At 60.7% G+C, this 19,315-nt stretch carries 17 protein-coding genes and 1 pseudogene; 8 read left to right on the forward strand and 10 right to left on the reverse strand.

Annotated features, from left to right (window positions below):
* Positions 1 to 13 precede the first annotated feature (13 nt).
* Both AB8B31_RS21155 and AB8B31_RS21160 read right to left on the reverse strand, forming a co-directional pair.
* Positions 14 to 448 carry a DoxX family protein gene (locus tag AB8B31_RS21155; RefSeq protein WP_018244065.1) on the reverse strand — a complete coding sequence of 145 codons (435 nt, stop codon included), beginning with the start codon at positions 446 to 448 and terminating at the stop codon, positions 14 to 16.
* A 68-nt stretch (positions 449 to 516) separates the two neighbouring features.
* Positions 517 to 1,005, reverse strand: a complete 489-nt coding sequence (locus tag AB8B31_RS21160) for a cupin domain-containing protein (RefSeq protein ID WP_028733592.1) — start codon at positions 1,003 to 1,005, stop codon at positions 517 to 519.
* 71 nt (positions 1,006 to 1,076) lie between these two features.
* Here AB8B31_RS21160 and AB8B31_RS21165 point away from each other — a divergent pair, with 71 nt between their 5' ends.
* On the forward strand, positions 1,077 to 1,676 hold the full coding sequence (locus tag AB8B31_RS21165) for a TetR/AcrR family transcriptional regulator (protein ID WP_028733593.1): 600 nt from the start codon (positions 1,077 to 1,079) through the stop codon (positions 1,674 to 1,676).
* Positions 1,677 to 1,693: 17 nt separating this feature from the next.
* Here AB8B31_RS21165 and AB8B31_RS21170 read toward each other — a convergent pair.
* The 4 genes and pseudogenes from AB8B31_RS21170 to AB8B31_RS21185 all read right to left on the reverse strand — a co-directional run.
* Positions 1,694 to 2,399 (reverse strand): annotated as a pseudogene (locus AB8B31_RS21170) (pyridoxal phosphate-dependent aminotransferase); the annotation flags it as partial.
* A 48-nt stretch (positions 2,400 to 2,447) separates the two neighbouring features.
* A complete protein-coding gene (gene ispG / locus AB8B31_RS21175) occupies positions 2,448 to 3,698 on the reverse strand; it encodes a flavodoxin-dependent (E)-4-hydroxy-3-methylbut-2-enyl-diphosphate synthase (protein ID WP_028733594.1) in 1,251 nt (416 codons plus the stop codon).
* Between the two features lie 96 nt (positions 3,699 to 3,794).
* Positions 3,795 to 4,985: an MFS transporter gene (locus AB8B31_RS21180; protein WP_028733595.1), complete on the reverse strand. Its 1,191-nt coding sequence runs from the start codon at positions 4,983 to 4,985 to the stop codon at positions 3,795 to 3,797.
* Between the two features lie 65 nt (positions 4,986 to 5,050).
* On the reverse strand, positions 5,051 to 5,827 hold the full coding sequence (locus AB8B31_RS21185) for a DeoR/GlpR family DNA-binding transcription regulator (RefSeq protein WP_028733596.1): 777 nt from the start codon (positions 5,825 to 5,827) through the stop codon (positions 5,051 to 5,053).
* 211 nt (positions 5,828 to 6,038) lie between these two features.
* Here AB8B31_RS21185 and AB8B31_RS21190 point away from each other — a divergent pair, with 211 nt between their 5' ends.
* The 4 genes from AB8B31_RS21190 (at position 6,039) to AB8B31_RS21205 (ending at position 9,484) form a co-directional block, all read left to right on the forward strand.
* Positions 6,039 to 6,908, forward strand: coding sequence for a DMT family transporter (locus AB8B31_RS21190; RefSeq protein ID WP_026188555.1), 870 nt, complete (start codon positions 6,039 to 6,041; stop codon positions 6,906 to 6,908).
* Between the two features lie 150 nt (positions 6,909 to 7,058).
* A complete protein-coding gene (locus tag AB8B31_RS21195; RefSeq protein WP_018244072.1) occupies positions 7,059 to 7,832 on the forward strand; it encodes an amino acid ABC transporter substrate-binding protein in 774 nt (257 codons plus the stop codon).
* Positions 7,833 to 8,045: 213 nt separating this feature from the next.
* Positions 8,046 to 8,726, forward strand: a complete 681-nt coding sequence (locus AB8B31_RS21200) for an amino acid ABC transporter permease (protein WP_018244073.1) — start codon at positions 8,046 to 8,048, stop codon at positions 8,724 to 8,726.
* Positions 8,723 to 9,484 carry an amino acid ABC transporter ATP-binding protein gene (locus AB8B31_RS21205; RefSeq protein WP_131605698.1) on the forward strand — a complete coding sequence of 254 codons (762 nt, stop codon included), beginning with the start codon at positions 8,723 to 8,725 and terminating at the stop codon, positions 9,482 to 9,484. Before AB8B31_RS21200 ends, AB8B31_RS21205 begins: the two co-directional genes overlap by 4 nt.
* Positions 9,485 to 9,641: 157 nt before the next feature.
* Here AB8B31_RS21205 and AB8B31_RS21210 read toward each other — a convergent pair whose 3' ends face one another.
* The 3 genes from AB8B31_RS21210 to AB8B31_RS21220 all read right to left on the reverse strand — a co-directional run bounded on the left by AB8B31_RS21210 (position 9,642) and on the right by AB8B31_RS21220 (position 14,848).
* Positions 9,642 to 10,214 (reverse strand): NADPH-dependent FMN reductase, encoded by a 573-nt coding sequence (locus AB8B31_RS21210; protein WP_130653291.1) that lies wholly within the window; start codon positions 10,212 to 10,214, stop codon positions 9,642 to 9,644.
* Positions 10,215 to 10,411: 197 nt separating this feature from the next.
* A complete protein-coding gene (pyc, locus tag AB8B31_RS21215; RefSeq protein WP_113542544.1) occupies positions 10,412 to 13,876 on the reverse strand; it encodes a pyruvate carboxylase in 3,465 nt (1,154 codons plus the stop codon).
* Between the two features lie 216 nt (positions 13,877 to 14,092).
* Positions 14,093 to 14,848 carry a helix-turn-helix transcriptional regulator gene (locus tag AB8B31_RS21220; protein WP_131605699.1) on the reverse strand — a complete coding sequence of 252 codons (756 nt, stop codon included), beginning with the start codon at positions 14,846 to 14,848 and terminating at the stop codon, positions 14,093 to 14,095.
* A 320-nt stretch (positions 14,849 to 15,168) separates the two neighbouring features.
* Here AB8B31_RS21220 and AB8B31_RS21225 point away from each other — a divergent pair, with 320 nt between their 5' ends.
* The 3 genes from AB8B31_RS21225 to AB8B31_RS21235 all read left to right on the forward strand — a co-directional run bounded on the left by AB8B31_RS21225 (position 15,169) and on the right by AB8B31_RS21235 (position 17,957).
* Entirely contained in the window at positions 15,169 to 16,932 is a 1,764-nt protein-coding gene (locus tag AB8B31_RS21225) for a glucan ABC transporter ATP-binding protein/ permease (RefSeq protein ID WP_113542554.1), read from the forward strand.
* Positions 16,933 to 17,051: 119 nt separating this feature from the next.
* Complete coding sequence (locus AB8B31_RS21230) at positions 17,052 to 17,381, forward strand: hypothetical protein (protein WP_245510121.1); 330 nt, start codon at positions 17,052 to 17,054, stop codon at positions 17,379 to 17,381.
* 222 nt (positions 17,382 to 17,603) lie between these two features.
* Entirely contained in the window at positions 17,604 to 17,957 is a 354-nt protein-coding gene (locus AB8B31_RS21235) for a VOC family protein (RefSeq protein ID WP_026230974.1), read from the forward strand.
* A gap of 37 nt (positions 17,958 to 17,994) precedes the next feature.
* On the opposite strand, the gene AB8B31_RS21240 is transcribed toward AB8B31_RS21235, so the two are convergent.
* Complete coding sequence (locus tag AB8B31_RS21240; RefSeq protein WP_131605700.1) at positions 17,995 to 19,233, reverse strand: OpgC family protein; 1,239 nt, start codon at positions 19,231 to 19,233, stop codon at positions 17,995 to 17,997.
* Between the last annotated feature and the right edge of the window lie 82 nt (positions 19,234 to 19,315).

Genomic DNA, 19,315 nt, shown 5'->3' on the forward strand with positions numbered 1-19,315 from the left:
ATGATCCGATCGTTCAGGCGCCGGCTAAAACAGGCGCCTGAACCGCAGCGGTTCGCCGCCCCAGGATCGCAACGATCATCAGACCGCCGACGACGCTCAGATGCTCGATCGCAAACAGCATCTCGAGAAAGGCGGCTTGGCCGCTCATCGACCAGAAGGCGTGCGCGATCGGGATCGTCAGCACGGTAAAGACGCCGAGAGCGCCCGCCCCGAGCCAGATATGCCGACCGGAGATGACAAGGGCGGAGCCGGCTAGCTGCACGAATATGACGGCAATCGCAGTCGGCGCAGCAGGCGCAAGGCCGTAGTGCTCCATCTCTGCGATCGCGGTCGGGAAGTCGAAGAGCTTCGCAAGCCCGCTCGACCAGAAGACCAGCGTCAGCAGAATGCGGGCAAAGATCCGAAAGCTGCTCGATGCCAGCAGGCGATCGACATGATGCATTCTCATTGTTGATTCCTCGATAGTCGAAAGGATTGGGATCGGCGTCGCAGCGCTTGCTCCCCGGGGCCGCGGGCTCACGCCTGCGGCGGCGGCGGAATGTCGATGCCGAAACGGGCGGCCGTCGCGACGATCTTCGGAACGTCGGGCGCGCTCATCGGCGCAAAGGCTGTCGTGCCGGGTGCGACCGGCTCGCCGATCGCCATGAAGAACTCCTCATGCAGATCGCCGGGGAAATTGATCAAAAGCAGCCTCGAGGGCGTCTCGGCAATATTCCGGAAGGAATGCAGCGTGCCCGGAGAGACGTGGACGAAATCGCCGGGGCCGCAATGCTTGGTCTCGTCGCCGACGACGATCTCGTAACGGCCTTCGAGGATGAGAAAGGCTTCCTGATCCGTCTGCGTGTGCGGCGGCGGGCCGGCGTTCGGAGCCGTATAGGCTTCGATGACGGTGAAGCTGCCTTTGGTATCCGCGTAGCGGGCACGAAAGGTGAGGATATTGCCAAGAAAATGGACGGTCATCGGCGCAGCGGCGTCGGACCGGCCGGAAAGGGGAGCGGAATTCATCGACTTGCGCCTTGATTTGATTGTGATACACTTAACTCTTAATGAGACATCAATCTCATAACGAGGCATGAATGGACAGTCAAGAAAAAAGATTCGAGAGGGTCAATCAAAAGCGTCGCACGCGTGTCGAGTTGCTGCGTGCCGCGCGCGAGATCATAGAGAAAGGCGGCCACCCCTCGGTCGCCGAAGTGGCCGATCTCGCTGGCATTTCGCGAGCGACGGCCTACCGATATTTCTCGACGCCGGATGAAATCATCCGCGAGGCGGTCCTCGATGGCGTTGCGGATGTGATCAAGATCCCGCCAGCGCGGAACGACATGGGCGATGCGGAGGTCGGCCATCGGCTCGACGACCTGGTCTCGCAGATCTTCAAGATGGTCATCGACAATGAGGGCGTCTTTCGCGCGCTTCTCGGCAGCTCGGCTGTCGGCCAAGCGCAGGTCCGCCGCGGTGGCCGCCGCATCGCATGGCTGAAAGAGGCGATGTCACCGCTGCAGGCAACCATGCCGCCGAAGAATTTTCAGCGTCTCGTCCACGCACTGTCGCTGGCGGTTGGCATAGAGGCACTGGTGGTGATGCGTGACATCTGCGAGCTGGAGCCCAAGGAAGCGGAGAAGGTTCTGCGCTGGACCGCAAAGACCTTGCTTGCCGGCGCCATGTCCGAAAGCTGAGGAAATCGGTGGGCTGCTCAGGCCGCCAGCATGTCCTTGAGAGCGGAAACCAGGCGCGCACTCCTCGTCCGCGCCGATGCTGATGCGCAGGAAATCCGAAATACGTGGCTTGGCGAAATGCCGGACGAGAATGTTCCGCTCCCGCAAGCCGGCTTGAAGCGCTACACCCGATTGTCTCTCGTGCCTGGCAAAAACGAAATTGGCCTGGGACGGCAGGACCTAGAAGTGCAGCGTTTCGAGTTCGGAGACGAGGCTTTCCCGGCTGGCGATGATTTTCCTCCGGCATGTCTGGAACCACGCCTCATCCTTGATCGCCGCCGTCGCGGCGAGCTGCGCCTGACGATCGAGCGGATAGGAATTGAAACTGTCCTTGACCCGCTCCAGCGCCTCGATCAGCGGCCGCAGCCCCAGCGCGAAGTCGATGCGCAGACCTGCAAGCGAACGGGATTTCGACAGGGTCTGAATGACAAGCAGATTGGGATGCGTGGATATCAGCGGGATGGCGCTTTCACCGCCGAAATCGATATAGGCCTCGTCCATGACGACGACTGCATCCGGATGGGCGGCAAGAAGTGCCTCGATGCCGGCAAACGGCAGGCCGATGCCGGTCGGCGCATTCGGATTGGGGATGGTGATTGCGCCGCATGGCCTGTCGTAATCCGCCAGCCGGACCTAGAACCTGTCGTCGACCGGCACCTCGATCGCCCCGACACAGTATAGCAGGCGCTGACGATTGGCGACCAGTACTGGCTCATCCGAACCTATGGGCGCTCATTCCGCCGCCGTCCGCTGGCCGAACCGTTTCTCGATATAGTCGACAACCAGAGCCTCGAAGTCGGCGGCGATATTGGGACCGCGCAGCGTCAGCGCCTTCCGCCCGTCGATGAAGACCGGGGCCGCCGGCGTCTCGCCGGTGCCGGGAAGCGAAATGCCGATATCGGCATGTTTGCTTTCGCCCGGCCCGTTGACGATGCAGCCCATGACGGCGACGTTCAGCGCCTCGACGCCAGGATATTTTTCGCGCCAGACCGGCATGTTCTTGCGGATGTCGTTCTGGATGTTCTGGGCAAGCTCCTGGAACACGGTCGACGTCGTGCGTCCGCAGCCCGGACAGGCCGCAACGACGGGTATGAACTGGCGGAAGCCCATGACCTGCAGGATTTCCTGCGCCACCTGGACTTCGCGCGTGCGGTCGCCCTTCGGTTCGGGCGTCAACGATACGCGGATCGTATCGCCGATGCCGTGCTGCAGCACGAAGCCCATCGCCGCCGACGAGGCGACGATGCCCTTGGTGCCCATGCCGGCTTCGGTCAGGCCGAGATGCAGCGCATGATTGGAGCGTTCGGCGAGCATGGAATTGACGGCGATCAGGTCCTGCACCTGGCTGACCTTGGCCGACAGGATGATGCGGTTGCGCGGCAGGCCGATCTCTTCGGCGAGGGCTGCAGAAAGCAGCGCCGATTGCACGATCGCCTCGCGTGTCACCTGCCGGGCCGAAAGCGGTGATCCGGCTTCGGCATTCTGGTCCATCAGCGCCGTCAGCAGATCCTGGTCGAGCGAACCCCAATTCACGCCGATGCGCACCGGCTTGTCATAGCGGATCGCCATCTCGATAATCTCGGCGAACTGCTTGTCCTTCTTGTCCTTGAAGCCGACATTGCCGGGGTTGATGCGGTATTTCGCCAGCGCCGCGGCACAATCAGGATGATCGGCGAGCAGCTTGTGGCCGATATAATGGAAGTCGCCGATCAAGGGCACGTCCATGCCGAGGCGCAGCAGCCGCTCGCGGATCTTCGGCACGGCGGCCGCACTCTCGTCGCGGTCGACGGTGATACGCACCAATTCCGAGCCTGCGCGGAACAGAGCGGCGACCTGCGCGACGGTCGAATCGATATCGGCCGTATCGGTATTCGTCATGGATTGCACGACGACCGGCGCCCCGCCGCCAACGATGACACCGCCGACATCGACGGCAACGGAAGCGCGGCGCGGTTTCGGATCAAAATCGGCGGCTGAAGACATGAAGAGTTCTTGCACCCCTATAAACAGTGCTTTTCAGGTGGATCAAGGCCGGCTGCTTGTCAACCGCCCCTGATATCACTTTTGTTGGGAGGCGGCTCAGTGACCGCCTCCGGAGGTCCCATCGGCATAGTGGGCCAGCTTGGAGAGCAGGAGAACGACGAGCAGCAGCACCGGCAGCGCCATGAAAACGACGGCAAAGCCGATATGCTCGGCGACGAAGCCGATCAACGATGGCGCAACCAGCATGCCGGAATACCCCATGGTCGTGACCACCGAGATGGCGATGCCGGGCTTGAGACCGGGTATGTTGCCCGCCGCCGAGAAGGCGATCGGCACCATGTTGGAAATGCCGATACCGCAAAAAGCAAAGCCCAGGATGGCAAGCTCGGCATTGGGCGCCAGGCCTGCAAGCAGCATGCCGACAATGGCAAACAGCGTGCAGATGCGCAGCGTCTTGACGCCGCCCAGACGGTCGCGCACCAGGTCGCCGGCAAAGCGCATGATTGCCATGGTCGCCGAAAAGGCTGCGAAACCAAGGCCGGAAAGTGCCACGGATGCATCCATTTCCTGCCGAAGATAAAGCGCACCCCAGTCCAGAACCGCACCTTCCGGCACCATGCTGAACAGCGCCATCAATCCGAGCAGCCACGGCAGCGGCACCATCGGCAACTTCGTCTTTTCCTTCTTGGTGTCGGGATGCGGCGGATCCGCAAGGACCATCGGCCAGGCGACGGCAACGAAGATTGCCGCCAGCAACGTCGCCAGTTGCGCATGGCCGAGAATGCCGAGCTTGGAGATCACGATGCCGCCGAGACCGGAACCGATCAGTCCGCCAAGGCTCCAGAAAGCGTGGCAGGACGACATGATGGCGCGGCGCATGGATTTCTCGACCGACACCGCATTGGCATTCATCGCCACGTCCATTGCGCCGATGAAGCCGCCGAACAGGAAGAGCGAGATTGCCCCGGTGAGCACATTTGGCGCGAGCGTCAATGCCAGAAGCAACGGCAACACGCAAAGAGCCAGTATCTGGACGACGACACGCGAGCCGTGTTTGGCGATCTGCGCACCGGCGAGCGGCATCATGACCAGCGAGCCGACGCCGAAGACGAGGATCATCAGCCCAAGCTCGAACTTCGTCAGCGCCAGACGCTCGGCAAAATCGGGGATCTTCGGCGCCCAGCAGCCGACGACAAAACCGTTCATGAGAAAGAGCAGAGAAACCGCCGCCCTGCTTCTGGTAACGAAGCCGCTCCGGGCTCCCGGCTTACTCACATGAGTATCCATTTTCCGATCTTTCCTCATTGCCGGGCTTGCTCGCGCCCGCTTTCCCTAAACTCTGTGATGGGGCCTCAGTTCGTTTTCTCGGCGAGAACAGTCCTGCATCCGCGCTCACGGTAACGGGCGAGAATGGTCGGATCGGCATCGTGCTCAACGACCAGGCATTCGCAATGCGCAACTGGCAGGATGCTATGGGGGGCAGCAGTGCCGAATTTCTCCGAGGTTGCAGCCACCAACACCCTCTTGCTCCTGGACGTCGCAAACCGCTTGAACTCCGCATCCTCGAAGCCGAACACCGTGATGCCGGCCTCGAGATCGACGCCGCAGGCGCCGAGAATGCAGAGATCTGGCGAAATCTGCTCCATATCCCGCAACGCCTTGGCGCCGAGCGCACCGCCCGTCTGTCGATCCACCATTCCGCCGATCAGGATGACGTTGACGGCCGGCTTGTCGATCAGCGCTGCGGCAATCGCCGGCGCATTCGTCGCAGCCGTCAGTGCAAGTTCGGCCGGCAATGCGTTGGCAATCGCCAGATTGGTGCTGCCAGCGTCGAAGAACACGGTCGAGCCGGCGGCAATCTGCTTTGCCGCAGCGCGCGCCAGCGCCTGTTTCCGGTCTGCGGCAAAGCCGATACGCTGCGTCAGGCTTCCATGCGCCGGCGAGACCGGCAATGCACCGCCATAGACCCGCTCGCAGAGCCCTGCCGCTGCCATCTCGCGCAGGTCCCGCCGCACCGTATCCTCGGAGACGCCGAATTCGAGCGCAAGCTCCGTCGCCAGTACGCGGCCATTGAGCCGCAGCCTCTCGGAAATCACGCCTTGGCGCTCTCGCAACAGAAAATCCTGCATGTTCCTACCGAGTTCGTAGCTTACAAATTAAAAACGTGCATAAACGCTTACGATCATGCAGGCAATATGCACGGTTACACGTTTTCTGACGTTTGGAAATAAGGCTCCACTACCGGAAGGAATAAGCCCTATTGACCGGTCCGAGAGGCGGGAATATCGATTGGTCATTCCCGATTCCCGCCGGCATATCCGCCACCTGGTGCGTTCCCCCGTGAAAAACTCCGTCAGCCTGGGCATCCTGCTCACGACCGTCGCCTATATGGCGTTCACCTTCCATGACGCGATCATCAAGATCCTGGCTTCCAGCATTCCCGTCTGGCAGATCCTGTTTTTCCGCAGTCTCACCATCCTCGTCGGTTGTCTTGCCTATGGCCGCGGCAAGCTCGTCCATCAGACGATGACATCGCCGATCATCAAGCCGATGATCGCCCGCAGTATCCTTCTGCTCTGCGCCTGGCTTTCCTATTATTCCGCCGCAAGCCGCCTGCAGCTTGCCGAAGTGACCACGCTTTATTACGCCGCCCCTGTCGTCGGCACCTTACTTGCTTGGCTCATCCTGAAGGAGAAGGTCACGCCGACACGTTGGCTGGCCGTCGGCGTCGGTTTCGTCGGCGTCCTTATCGCCTGCAATCCGATCGGCCTCACCATCTCCTGGCCGGTCTATCTGGCGCTGCAGGCGGCCGTGCTCTGGGCCTCTGCCATGGTGCTGCTGCGCAAGACCTCGCTGCACGAGAAGACCATTATCCAGCTCACCGTTTCCAACGTCTTTTTTCTTGCCATGACCGGCATTGCCGTGATCTGGACATGGCAGACCCCCGATATGACGCAGCTCGCGCTCCTCATTGCCACCGGCGTCGTTGCCGGCTGCGCGCAGTTCGCCCTTTTCGAAGGCATGCGTCAGGCGCCCGTCTCCGTGCTTGCGCCATTCGAATATACATCTCTCGTCTGGGCCTTCCTGTTGGGTTATCTGATCTGGGCCGACATCCCCACGCCCAATGTGGTTGTCGGCGCAGCGATGATCCTCGGCGCCGGATTGATCATCATCGTCAGCGAAAAACTGCGCCGCCGCATCACCGCCTGATGCCTGTTTCTGCAGGATTCTCGGTTCGAGCGGCCGTTTGAGAAAAATATTTGCAGTTGCTGCTTTTATTCGCAGTTTTCTACGCTTCCGGCGCCATGATTTTCTGCCAACTATCCCCATCCGAAACACCTCCCAAGGATGGATGAAACAATGAACTGGTTGAAAACCGCCGCTGCCGCCGCCCTCATTCAGGCTGCAGTCCTCCTGCCTGCTCATGCCGGTGAAAACCTCGCCGCCATCAAATCGGCCGGCGTCTTCAAGATCGGTACCGAAGGCACCTATGCGCCCTTCACCTATCATGACGAAAGCGGCAAGCTCGTCGGCTTCGACGTCGAGATCGGCGAAGCGATCGCCGCCAAGCTCGGCGTCAAAGCCGAGTTCGTCGAAGGCAAGTGGGACGGCCTGATCGCCGGCCTCGACGCCAAGCGCTACGACACCGTCATCAACCAGGTCGGCATCACCGAAACCCGCAAGCAGAAGTATGATTTCTCCGAGCCCTATATCGCCTCCAAGGCGGTGCTGATCGCCCGCGACGGCGACGACAGCATCAAATCCTTCGCCGATCTGAAGGGCAAAAAAGCCGCCCAGTCGCTGACCAGCAACTTCGGTAAGCTCGCAACCGAAGCCGGCGCCGAGCTCGTCGGCACCGATGGTTTCGATCAATCGATCCAGCTCGTATTGACCAAGCGCGCCGACGCCACGATCAACGACAGCCTCTCCTTCCTCGATTTCAAGAAGCACAAGCCGGACGCGCCGGTGAAGATCGTCGCCGAGCAGGAAAATGCCGATTACTCCGGCGTCATCATCCGCAAGAACGAACCGGAGCTTCTCGCCGAAATCAACAAGGCGCTTGCCGACATCAAGGCCGACGGCACCTATAAGAAGATCGCCGACAAGTATTTCGGCCAGGACGTTTCCAAGTAATTTGAACTGAAGAAAAGTCCCCTCCCCAACCCCTCCCCACAAGGGGGAGGGGCTTAGCCGGCGGACCGCCTCATCTCCAAATAATCGCGTCGGCCTGCCGCTCGGTCGCTATTTCTTGCGAGGCGACACCTAGATAAGTCCCTCCCCCTTGTGGGGAGGGGTTGGGGAGGGGTATTTCGAGTATCACGACCCAACCGACGAGAGAGAACTCCCTTGGCGCACTGGCTCCAACTGATGGCGGAATCACTGCCCTCGCTCCTGTGGGCGGGGCTGATCTTCACCATTCCTCTGACCCTGCTATCCTTCGTCTTCGGCCTGGCCCTCGGGCTCGCCACCGCAATCGCCCGGCTCTTCGGGCCGATGCCGCTTTCGGCCATCGCGCGCTTCTATGTCTGGGTCATCCGCGGCACGCCGCTGCTCGTGCAGCTCTTCGTCATCTTCTACGGCCTGCCGAGCCTCGGCATCCTGCTCGATGCCTTTCCGGCCGCCCTCATCGGCTTCACGCTGAATATCGGTGCCTATAGCTCCGAGATCATCCGCGCGGTCATTTCCTCAGTACCGAAGGGCCAGTGGGAAGCCGCCTATTCGATCGGCATGAGCTGGCGCCAGGCGATGAGCCGCACCATCCTGCCGCAGGCAGCCCGCGTCGCAGTGCCGCCTTTGTCGAACACCTTCATCTCGCTGGTCAAGGATACCTCGCTTGCCGCCGCCATCACCGTGCCCGAGCTCTTCCAGGCGGCGCAGCGCATCGTCGCCACCACTTATGAGCCCTTGATCCTCTATATTGAGGCGGCGCTGATCTATCTCGTCCTGAGCTCCGTCCTCTCGCAGCTGCAGGTGCGGCTGGAACGCCGCTTCGCGCGTTATGGCGGCATGCTGGAGGCAAACGCATGATCGAGCTTTCCAATATCGAAAAGCGCTTCGGCGATGCGGTCATCCTCAAGGATATCAGTATCCGCATCCCCGAAGGCAGCGTCACCGCGCTGGTCGGGCCTTCGGGCGGCGGCAAGAGCACGCTTCTGCGCTGCATCAACCTGCTCGAAATTCCGACCGCCGGTTCCATCCGCCTCGGAGAGGAAAGGCTGGCCTTCGCACCGGGCAAACGAACAAGCTGGTCGGCGATCCAGAAGATCCGCCGCCAGACCGGCATGGTCTTCCAGAATTTCCAGCTCTTCCCGCATCAGACCGCGATCGAGAATGTCATGGAAGGCCTGGTAACCGTACTGAGATGGCCGAGGGAAAAGGCACGCGAGCGTGCGATGGAATTGCTGACCAAGGTCGGCATGACCCATAAGGCCGATGCCTGGCCTTCGACACTGTCGGGCGGCCAGCAGCAGCGCGTCGCGATCGCCCGCGCACTGGCGCCGTCGCCGCGCGTGCTTCTCTGTGACGAGCCGACATCCGCCCTCGATCCCGAGCTTTCGGCCGAAGTGGTCGATGTGCTGGGCCAACTTGCCAGCGAAGGCACGACGATGGTGATGGCGACCCACGATCTCCGGCTCGCCTCGAAGATCGCCAATGACGTGGTTTTCCTGGAAGCCGGGAGCGTCGTCGAAACGGGCAGCGCCAGAGCGATCTTCAGTGCACCGGAGCGCGAACGCACCAAACGTTTCATTTCGACGATCAACGCCGCCCATACTTACGATATCTGAGCTAGAGCATGATGCCGAAAAGTGTGAGCGGTTTTCGGACGACATCATGCTCTATTTCTTTGATTTAGATCCGGATTCAGATTTTAGGCCAACCTGGCCTAAAATCATCCGGATCTAATGCCGGGATGCGAACATCCCGGCATTGCTGGAACTCCAATCAGGAGGCCGTGACGACCGAGCGCGCCGCCTTCAGCGCATTGCCCCACCAGGTGAGCTGGTCGAGCTGGTTCTTCGCCGCTTCGTTGAGATGCGCGTAGTCGCTGAGGCTCTTGCCTTCCTTCAGGACGCCGAGATATTCGCCGAGCGCGATATGCACGCCCGTTTTCACCGACGCCGCACCCATTTCCACGAAGATCAGGCGAAGATGCTCGACCGCACGTGCGCCGCCGACGCCGCCGTAACCGACGAAACCGACCGGCTTCTGGATGAACTCGCCGAGGTCGATGGCGTTCTTCAGAACCGCCGTCGGAGCGTGATTGTACTCGGCAGCGGTGAAGATGAAGCCGTCGAATTCACGCAGCTTCTTTTTCCAGCGCTCTGCCGTTTCGCTTTCAGCGGTCGTCGCACGCTGCTCACCGAAAAAATGCATGGGGTAGTCGAGCAGGTCGAGAACCTCGACCTCGATGTCCTGGCGCTCGGCGGCGATAGCGGCAATCCACTTGGCCGGATGCTCGGCAAAACGGCCGATACGCGTGCTGCCGACGATGACGGCAATCTTCAATTTGCTCATGGAGATGATTTCCTGATGGGTCTTGGGGGCAGGTGGTAAGAGTGCAAGTCTATGAGAAAGCCTCCGCGCCGGGCAAGGCGCGAAGGCTGCGGACATTCGAAAAATCAACTTTTTGACAGGCCGATCGTACACAATCGAGTGAATGGAGCCGGCTCGCAAAGTCGGCTGATGGGCGTCTTTGCGAGGACGGCAGCCATTCAACCTGCGTAAACGACGAGCAGGTCCTTGGCGTCGATCTGGTCGCCGGCGCGCACCAGCACCTCGGAAATGGTGCCGTCCTTTTCCGCATGCAGCGCCGTTTCCATCTTCATCGCCTCGATCGAGACGAGCACGTCGCCGGCATTGACGGCTTGGCCGGGTGAGACGAAGACACGGCTGATGACACCCGGCATCGGCGCGCCGACATGAACGGCATTGCCCGGCTCCGCCTTGCGGCGGACGGCCGCACCCGTCGCCCCATGCGCCCGGTCCGGCACCTTGATACGGCGCGGCTGGCCGTTGAGCTCGAAGAAGATGGTCACCATGCCCTGGCTGTCGGTGGCGCTCATCGCCTGATTGACGATGACGAGCGTCTTGCCGCGCTCGATATCGGCAAACAGTTCCTCGCCGTCCTTGAGACCGTAGAAATAGGCGGGTGTCGGCAGCACCGAGACCGGGCCGTAGGTATCGGAGGCGAGCGCGAAGTCGGTGAAGACCTTCGGATACATCAGGTAGGAAGCGAATTCGAAGTCGCTGATCTCGCGCTCCAGCTTCGTCTCGATGACTTTACGCTCCGCATCGAGATCGGCCTCCTTGAGCAGCGAGCCGGGACGCACGGTATAGGGCTTGTCGCCCTTCAGCGCCTTCTTCTGCAGCGCCTCGGGCCATCCTGAAGGCGGCTGACCGAGATCGCCCTTCAGCATCGAGACCACCGATTCCGGGAAGGAGACTTCCTTCTCGGGGCTGACGACGTCGGCAACCGTCAGGTCCTGGGACACCATCATCAGCGCCATGTCGCCGACGACCTTGGAAGACGGCGTCACCTTGACGATATCGCCGAACATCTGGTTGGCGTCGGCATAGGCCTGCGCCACCTGATGCCAGCGGGTTTCGAGGCCGAGCGAGCGGGCCTGTTCCTTGAGGTTGGTGAACTGGCCACCCGGCATTTCGTGCAGATAGACTTCGGATGCTGGTCCCTTCAGATCGCTTTCGAAGGCGGCATATTGGTTACGCGCCGCTTCCCAATAGAAGGAAATACGGCGGATCCATTCCGGATCGAGGCCCGGATCACGCTCCGTACCGCGCAACGCCTCGACGATCGAACCGAGACAGGGCTGCGAGGTATTGCCGGAAAGCGCATCCATGGCGGCATCGACGGCATCGACGCCGGCATCGACAGCGGCAAGAACGGTCGCGGCCGCAATACCCGATGTATCATGGGTGTGGAAATGGATCGGCAGGCTGGTCGCCTCGCGCAGCGCCTTGAACAGAACCTTCGCAGCCGCAGGCTTGAGGAGACCTGCCATATCCTTGAGCGCAATGATATGTGCCCCGGCCTTCTCAAGCTCGATCGCAAGGTCGGTATAGTATTTCAGATCGTATTTCGGACGGGCCGAGTTCAGGATATCGCCGGTGTAGCAGATCGCCGCCTCGCAGAGCTTGTTCTCCTCGGCAATGGCATCCATCGAGACACGCATGTTCTCGACCCAGTTCAGACAATCGAACACGCGGAAGAGATCAATACCGCCCCTGGCCGCCTGGCGGACAAAATATTTGACGACATTGTCGGGATAATTGGTGTAGCCGACGCCGTTGGCGCCGCGCAACAGCATCTGCAGCAGAAGGTTCGGCGCGCCCTCGCGGATCAGCGCCAGGCGCTCCCACGGGTCCTCGGTCAGAAAGCGCATGGAGACGTCGAAGGTCGCGCCGCCCCAGCATTCAAGCGACAAAAGGCCCGGCAGCGCATGCGCATAGGTGCCTGCAACACGGGCGATGTCATAGGTGCGCATACGGGTGGCGAGCAGCGACTGGTGGCCGTCGCGCATCGTCGTATCGGTCAAAAGCACGCGCTTTTCGTTGCGCATCCATTCGCCGAATTTCTTCGGGCCGAGCGTGTCGAGGAGCTGCTTCGTACCATCCTTGACCGTATTGCCATTGGCGTAGGGAACCACCGGCTCGGCAGCATTTTGCAACGGCTTCGGCCTGTCCTTGGCCTCGGGATGGCCATTGACGGTGACGTCGGCGAGATAGGTCAGGAGCTTCGTGGCGCGATCCTGGCGCTTCACCTGCTGGAAGAGCTCCGGCGTCGTGTCGATGAAGCGTGTCGTGTAGCTGTTATCCCGGAACTTCGGATGGCCGATGATCGCTTCGAGGAAGGTCAGGTTGGTGGCCACGCCGCGAATACGGAATTCGCGCAACGCACGATCCATGCGGGCGATCGCTTCGGACGGATTGGGCGCCCATGCCGTGACCTTGACGAGAAGGGGATCATAAAAACGGGTGATGATGGCGCCCGAATAGGAGGTGCCACCATCGAGGCGGATGCCGAAACCGGATGCCGAGCGATAGGCGGTGATACGGCCGTAATCCGGAATGAAATTATGCTCCGGATCCTCCGTGGTGATGCGGCACTGCAGCGCATGGCCGTTGAGGCGGATATCCTCCTGGCGCGGCACGCCCGATTCCGCGGTGCCGATCGCAAAGCCGTCGAGGATGTGGATCTGCGCCTTGACGATGTCGATGCCGGTGACGACCTCGGTCACCGTATGCTCGACCTGGATGCGAGGATTGACTTCGATGAAATAGAATTTCCCGGTATCGGCATCCATCAGATACTCGACGGTACCGGCGCCGATATAATTGGTCGCGGCGGCGATCTTCAATGAATAGGCGGCGAGTTCCTGGCGCTGCGCCTCCGAGAGATAGGGTGCCGGCGCGCGCTCGACGACTTTCTGGTTGCGGCGTTGGATCGAGCAGTCACGCTCGAAGAGATGCACGACATTGCCGTGCGTATCGCCGAGAACCTGGCTTTCGACATGGCGGGCGCGCTCGACGAGCTTTTCCAGATAGACCTCGTCCTTGCCGAAGGCGGCCATCGCCTCGCGTTTGGCTTCCGTCACCTCGCGGGCAAGATCCTTTGGATCGCGGATCGCGCGCATGCCGCGCCCGCCGCCACCCCAGGAAGCCTTCAGCATGACGGGGTAGCCGATTTCTTCCGCCATCTTCGCCACTTCAGCCATGTCCTCCGGCAGAGGCCCGGTGGCCGGGACTACAGGGACACCGACCGAAATCGCCAGGTTGCGCGCCGCGACCTTATTGCCGAGCTGGCGCATCGTATCGGCCTTCGGGCCAATGAAGATGATGCCGGCCTTGTTGCAGGCATCGACGAATTCGGGGCTTTCCGACAGCAGGCCGTAGCCAGGATGGATGGCATCGGCGCCGGAGAGTTTCGCGACGCGGATCACCTCCTCGATCGACAGATAACTCTCGATCGGACCCATGTCCTTGGAAAGATGCGGGCCGCGACCGACCTGGTAGCTCTCGTCCGCCTTGAAGCGATGCAGCGCCAGCTTGTCCTCTTCCGCCCAGATCGCCACGGTTTTTATTCCAAGCTCGTTGGCCGCGCGGAACACGCGAATGGCAATTTCGGAGCGATTGGCAACGAGAATCTTGGAAATGGGCAAAACGGTCTCCTCAGACGTTCAGGCGCGGGCAATGCTGCACCCGCGAAGAAAATTCTTAACTTCTTGTTACAGAAAGTTCAATTTCTCTTGCGACTGCGAAATGCAATTTCTCGCCATGCTGAGCAACTCCAGGAAAAGTGCGAAGCGGTTTTCCGTCTGGAGTTGCGTAAAAGTAAAAACCAGAGCGGTTCCGCTTCGATCAGAAGCGGAATTGCTCTAACTTATCAGGCCGTGGCGGAAGGCAAGCGCCACCGCCTGCTGCCTGTTTTTCGCCTTCAGTTTATCCTGCAGACCGTTCATATACCAATCGACCGTGTGGTTTGAGATCTTCAGCATCTTGCTGATCTCCATCGAAGTCATGCCTTCGGCGAGATAATGCAGGATTTCCATCTCGCGCCGCGTCAGCGGCGTGTCGGCCGGCAGGATGGTTTCCAGCGCCGGCGCCTCGCCTTTCAGATCGAGCAACCGCCAGAAGGCCTTGCGCGCCACCGCCTCCAACAATGCGATCTCCACCGGCGACAACTCGATCGGCTTGCCGGCGAGACTGAGGCTGGCGAGAGTACCGTTGCGTCCGTGGATCGGAAAGATGTAGCCGTCCTCCAGCCCGTGGCCAAAGGCATCGACCATCATCTGCTCCATGCGGCGCTGATGCGCATCCTTGTGGAAGGCCGCCATCGCCTCCCGCCAGCGGAAAGGCCGCTGCGCGTGGCCGAGATAGCGCACCATCGGATCGATCAGAGCATATTTTTTCGCGGCATATATCCGCGGCCAATGCTCCGGCCAGCGGCCGGCCAGCGCCGCAGCCCAGGACTCTGGATTCTGCTGCACCGGTTTCTGCGGCAAATGACGCAGCAGGCCGTAATATTCGAAACCGCAACCGTGGAGGATCTGCTCCAGCTCGGTGACGACAGCTTCAGGATTTGAGCATTCTTCCAGAATTACAAGCAATTGAATTAACGAATTAATATTCACAAAAATGCCCCTTGCCCGGACCTGTTGCCCGCATGAGGCCGTCGGCGGCTGGTCAAACTGGTCGCGAAACGGTCTTCTTTAATAAATGCAGTCTGTAATTTAATGCTGTGCTAAACATTTAATAAAATGCAAGCGCAAATTGTTGCGAGATATGGCCAGGCGACAATTTCGGCGTCATGGCCACTCGTCGCATCCTGCGATAATACGATCGCGGCAATCATCACATCGATCGAACCCTGACTACTCCGTTAATCGCCCGTTCAGGTAGGCTTTTGTAGCATCGCATTATCCCGTTTTCGCAGATGCACAAGAGGTTCGACGTGACGCTATTCAAGGTCTATGCAAGAGCTCTGCGCTATCTTGGCGCCTACAAGCTGCGCGTATCCCTGGTCGTTGTCGCAAACATTGTTCTTGCGACGATCACCATCGCGGAGCCGATCCTGTTCGGTCGCATTATCGATGCGATTTCGGGCAAGGGTGAGGTCAAGCCCATCCTCTTCATGTGGGCGACTTTCGCCGTCTTCAACACCATTGCCTTCGTCCTGGTGGCCCGCGAGGCCGACAGACTGGCCCATGGCCGGCGAGCGACACTGTTGACGGAAGCCTTCGGCCGCATCATTTCCATGCCGCTCGGCTGGCACCATCAGCGCGGCACCTCCAACGCGCTGCATACATTGCTGCGCGCCTGCGAGACGCTGTTCGGCCTCTGGCTGGAATTCATGCGCAACCATCTGTCGACGGTCATCGCGCTTGCCCTTCTGATACCGACCGCAATGTCGATGGACCTGCGCCTTTCCGCCGTACTCATGGTGCTCGCCATCGCCTACTGGCTGATCGGCCGCGTCGTCATGAGCCGCACCAAGGACGGCCAGGCTTCGGTCGAGAACCATTATCACACCGTCTTCTCGCATGTCAGCGACTCGATCAGCAACGTTTCTGTCCTGCACAGCTATAACCGCATCGAGGCCGAAACCAGGGCGCTGAAATCCTTCGCCGACCGTCTGCTCGAAGCGCAGTATCCGGTGCTCGACTGGTGGGCGATCGCCAGTGCACTGAACCGTATGGCGTCGACGATCGCGATGATGGTGGTCCTGATCATCGGCACCATGCTCGTCCAGGCCGGCCAGCTGCGCGTCGGCGACGTCATCGCCTTTATCGGCTTCGCCAACCTGTTGATCGGCCGCCTCGACCTGATGCGCCAGTTCGCCACGCAGATTTTCGAGGCCCGTTCCAAGCTCGAGGAATTCTATGCGCTGGAAGACTCGGTGCGTGAACGTGAAGAGCCGGCCGGCAACGGCGAAATCAAGGACGTCAGGGGTTCGATCGAATTCCGCGACGTCTCCTTCGGCTTCGGCAACAGCTCGCAGGGCCTGCATAACGTCTCCTTCTCGGTGAAGGCAGGCCAGACGGTTGCGATCGTCGGCCCGACCGGCGCCGGCAAGACGACGCTCGTCAACCTGCTGCAGCGTGTCTATGATGCCCAGGGCGGCAAGATTCTCGTCGACGGCACCGACATTACCAAGGTGACCCGCAAGTCGCTGCGTCGCCACATCGCCACCGTCTTCCAGGATGCGGGCCTGCTGAACCGTTCGATCAGCGACAATATCCGCCTTGGTCGCGAAGGCGCCAGCGAAGAGGAAATGCGCCGTGCGGCCGAAGCCGCCGCCGCCGCCGACTTCATCGAGACCCGTGAGGAGCGCTACGATACGCATGTCGGTGAACGCGGCAACAAGCTCTCCGGCGGCGAGCGCCAGCGTATCGCGATTGCCCGCGCCATTCTGAAGGACGCGCCAATCCTGGTGCTCGACGAGGCGACCTCGGCGCTCGACGTTGAAACCGAAGCCCGCGTCAAGGCCGCAATCGACAACCTGCGCCAGAACCGCACCACCTTCATCATCGCCCACCGCCTGTCGACGGTCCGCGAAGCCGATATGGTGCTCTTCCTGGATGACGGCCGTGTCGTCGAACAGGGCAGCTTCGACGAACTCAGCCACAGCAACGGCCGCTTCGCCGCCCTGCTGCGCGCCAGCGGCATCCTGACGGACGAAGAAGTCCGCAAGGCCCATACCACCGAAGCCGCCTGATCGGTTCGGGTTTCAAGATAAAGGCCGGAAGGGTAGCTCCTTCCGGCCTTTCTGTTTGCTCTGAGACCTGGCAGGCTTTCCTGGTCAGATTGAAGTATTCTTGGTCCAAAAGGAGCCGGATGATTGAGCGGCCGACGCCCGTCGCCGACGGCGGCAAAGGTCCAGAGATCCTGCGGCCGGCGGGCGATCTTGCGAGCCCCCAGGCCGAATGCTCGTCACAGATATCAAGCAACCGCATGTTCGAGATCGGCTCCCGTGCGCCATGGGCTGGCACGCGGCCGGCGGGAGCAGTCCTCCACCGGCTCGCCCGCCCGCAGGCGCCGCAGCCAGACGTAGCCGGTCTGTCGGCTGATGCAGTGGCGCTGGCAAAGCTCAGATCGTTCTCCCCCTCAAGCTCTGCCAGCCGGCAGAATTCCAAATATTCGTCCGCAATCGACCTCGGCCGCTAGAGCCTTTCCTGGTCAGATTGAAGCATTCTGCCGGAGCAGGTTTTCGTCAGGGCAAAGGCGATTGGCGAAGGGCATACCACTTGGTACGTCCGAGCCGATCGCCTCTGCCCTGGCGGAAAGATGCCCGGCCCTTCGGGTTGGCTCAAACGGAGTCGGAATGCTTCAATCTAACCCGGAAAGGCTCTAACCTCCGCCAGTCGAAGAGCAACGGGGAGCGAAGCCATGAAGGTCCTGCGCATCGTCGCGAATATTCAGGCACCGGATATCACTCTGGCCCGGCGCTTCTATCAGGATATCCTCGGTCTCGACGTCATCATGGATCACGGCTGGATCACGACGTTCGGCGCCCCGCGCTCGATGAACGTTCAGCTCAGCATCGCCAGCGAAGGCGGTTCCGGAACGGAGGTGCCCGCCCTCTCGATCGAGGTCGACGACCTCGATGCTGCTTTCGCGGCGATGTCGGCCTCAGGCTTTCCGATCGAGTACGGCCCGGCCGACGAGCCTTGGGGCGTCAGGCGCTTCTATGTGCGCGATCCCTTCGGCAAGCTGGTGAATATCCTCGTTCATAAAAATTGAGCCGGCGGCCATCGGTCATGTCGGGCAAATCCGAGCTCTATTTCCGATCGTTCTGGCGATAGACATTTGCCGTTCTGCCAATGCGGACAGGAACGGGGATGGTGGCGGTATCGGCGACAAGTTTCCCCTTGAGCCTGCCCTGCTGGCGCTTGCGTTCGAGATAATAGGCATAGGCGAATTGTGTCGCGACCCCAGCGATCACGAAGAGCGGACCGATCAGTTGGTCCTTATTGGTGATGTAGAGCACCACCTGACCGATCATGGCGAGGATCGTGCCGGCGACGAAGATGTTCAGCGAGTGGCGGCCGAGGATCGTCAGCGGATGGTCCGCAGGACGGCGCAGGATACGCGACAGTGCCGGGATGCTGATAACGAGATAGGTCAGCGCCAGCACATGCAGCAGCCGCGGCAGCGACAGGAAGGTCTTGTCGAAACCGGTGATGACAGGCGGCAGGCCAAGTGCTGCCAGCGAGTTGCCGAAAATCCAGAGATGGCCGGTCACCCAGATGAAGGACAGCATGACGTAACCGGCAGCAACCGTCAGCAGCAGCGGATGCTGCGGGACCGTGCCGCCGCGCTTGATATGCAGCATCGAGACGATGCCGATCGTAAACAGGAACTGCCAGGAGAGCGGATTGAGGAACCAATAGCCCTCGATCAGCATGTTGTGCGGCGCCACTTCGTAGATGCCCGCAAGCAGCCAGACCGTGCCCGAGACACCGAGCGCCAGCCAAGGGCTTCGCGCATTCAAGAGCAGGATGACCGGCACCATCAGCATCAGCGCCCCGTACATCGGCAGGATATTATTGTAGCCGATCTGGTGGCCGAGCAGCAGCAGCGCTGGAATGCCTTCCTTCAGGTTCATCAAAACCGCCAGGATATTGATCTCGACCAGCAACCCCGGCCTATGAAACAGCCACGCACCGCAGAGAAAGAGCGCCAGCGTCATGAAGGTGGTGATCATATGGGCGAGATAGAGCGTGAAGGCGCGCTTTGCCGACTTGATCGCCACCGTGAGCCGGTTGCCCGGCTGGAAGCGGCCCCCATAGGCAAGGCCGACGGCAATGCCGGAGATCAGCACGAAGGCCTCGGCGGCATCGGAGAAACCGAAATTCTTCGTCGTCACATATTCGAAAATCTGTCCGGGAACATGATTGATGAAGATCATGATCAGGGCCACGCCACGCAAGACGTCGAGCCTCGTGTCACGCACTGACGCAGCTGCGGATAGGGAACTGCGCCCCGTGACGATGGCTTGGGTCGGCGTGCTTGCCATTGGTCTCTCCTTATTATCCGATTTGCAAACGCGACGACGGCCAAAAGGGTTCCCTTTTGGCCGTCGCGAATCGCCGTCTTTT

Origin of the sequence: Rhizobium sp. 62_C5_N11_2, assembly GCF_051811185.1 — a bacterium.
Classification (GTDB): Bacteria; Pseudomonadota; Alphaproteobacteria; order Rhizobiales; family Rhizobiaceae; genus Rhizobium; species Rhizobium leguminosarum.

What these genes read in the sequence shown, in the direction of transcription:
- AB8B31_RS21155 (WP_018244065.1), bottom strand. Translation starts at nt 448, where the DNA reads ATGAGAATGCATCATGTCGATCGCCTGCTGGCATCGAGCAGCTTTCGG.
- AB8B31_RS21160 (WP_028733592.1), bottom strand. Translation starts at nt 1,005, where the DNA reads ATGAATTCCGCTCCCCTTTCCGGCCGGTCCGACGCCGCTGCGCCGATG.
- AB8B31_RS21165 (WP_028733593.1), top strand. Translation starts at nt 1,077, where the DNA reads ATGGACAGTCAAGAAAAAAGATTCGAGAGGGTCAATCAAAAGCGTCGC.
- ispG (WP_028733594.1), bottom strand. Translation starts at nt 3,698, where the DNA reads ATGTCTTCAGCCGCCGATTTTGATCCGAAACCGCGCCGCGCTTCCGTT.
- AB8B31_RS21180 (WP_028733595.1), bottom strand. Translation starts at nt 4,985, where the DNA reads ATGGATACTCATGTGAGTAAGCCGGGAGCCCGGAGCGGCTTCGTTACC.
- AB8B31_RS21185 (WP_028733596.1), bottom strand. Translation starts at nt 5,827, where the DNA reads ATGCAGGATTTTCTGTTGCGAGAGCGCCAAGGCGTGATTTCCGAGAGG.
- AB8B31_RS21195 (WP_018244072.1), top strand. Translation starts at nt 7,059, where the DNA reads ATGAACTGGTTGAAAACCGCCGCTGCCGCCGCCCTCATTCAGGCTGCA.
- AB8B31_RS21205 (WP_131605698.1), top strand. Translation starts at nt 8,723, where the DNA reads ATGATCGAGCTTTCCAATATCGAAAAGCGCTTCGGCGATGCGGTCATC.
- AB8B31_RS21210 (WP_130653291.1), bottom strand. Translation starts at nt 10,214, where the DNA reads ATGAGCAAATTGAAGATTGCCGTCATCGTCGGCAGCACGCGTATCGGC.
- AB8B31_RS21230 (WP_245510121.1), top strand. Translation starts at nt 17,052, where the DNA reads ATGATTGAGCGGCCGACGCCCGTCGCCGACGGCGGCAAAGGTCCAGAG.
- AB8B31_RS21235 (WP_026230974.1), top strand. Translation starts at nt 17,604, where the DNA reads ATGAAGGTCCTGCGCATCGTCGCGAATATTCAGGCACCGGATATCACT.
- AB8B31_RS21240 (WP_131605700.1), bottom strand. Translation starts at nt 19,233, where the DNA reads ATGGCAAGCACGCCGACCCAAGCCATCGTCACGGGGCGCAGTTCCCTA.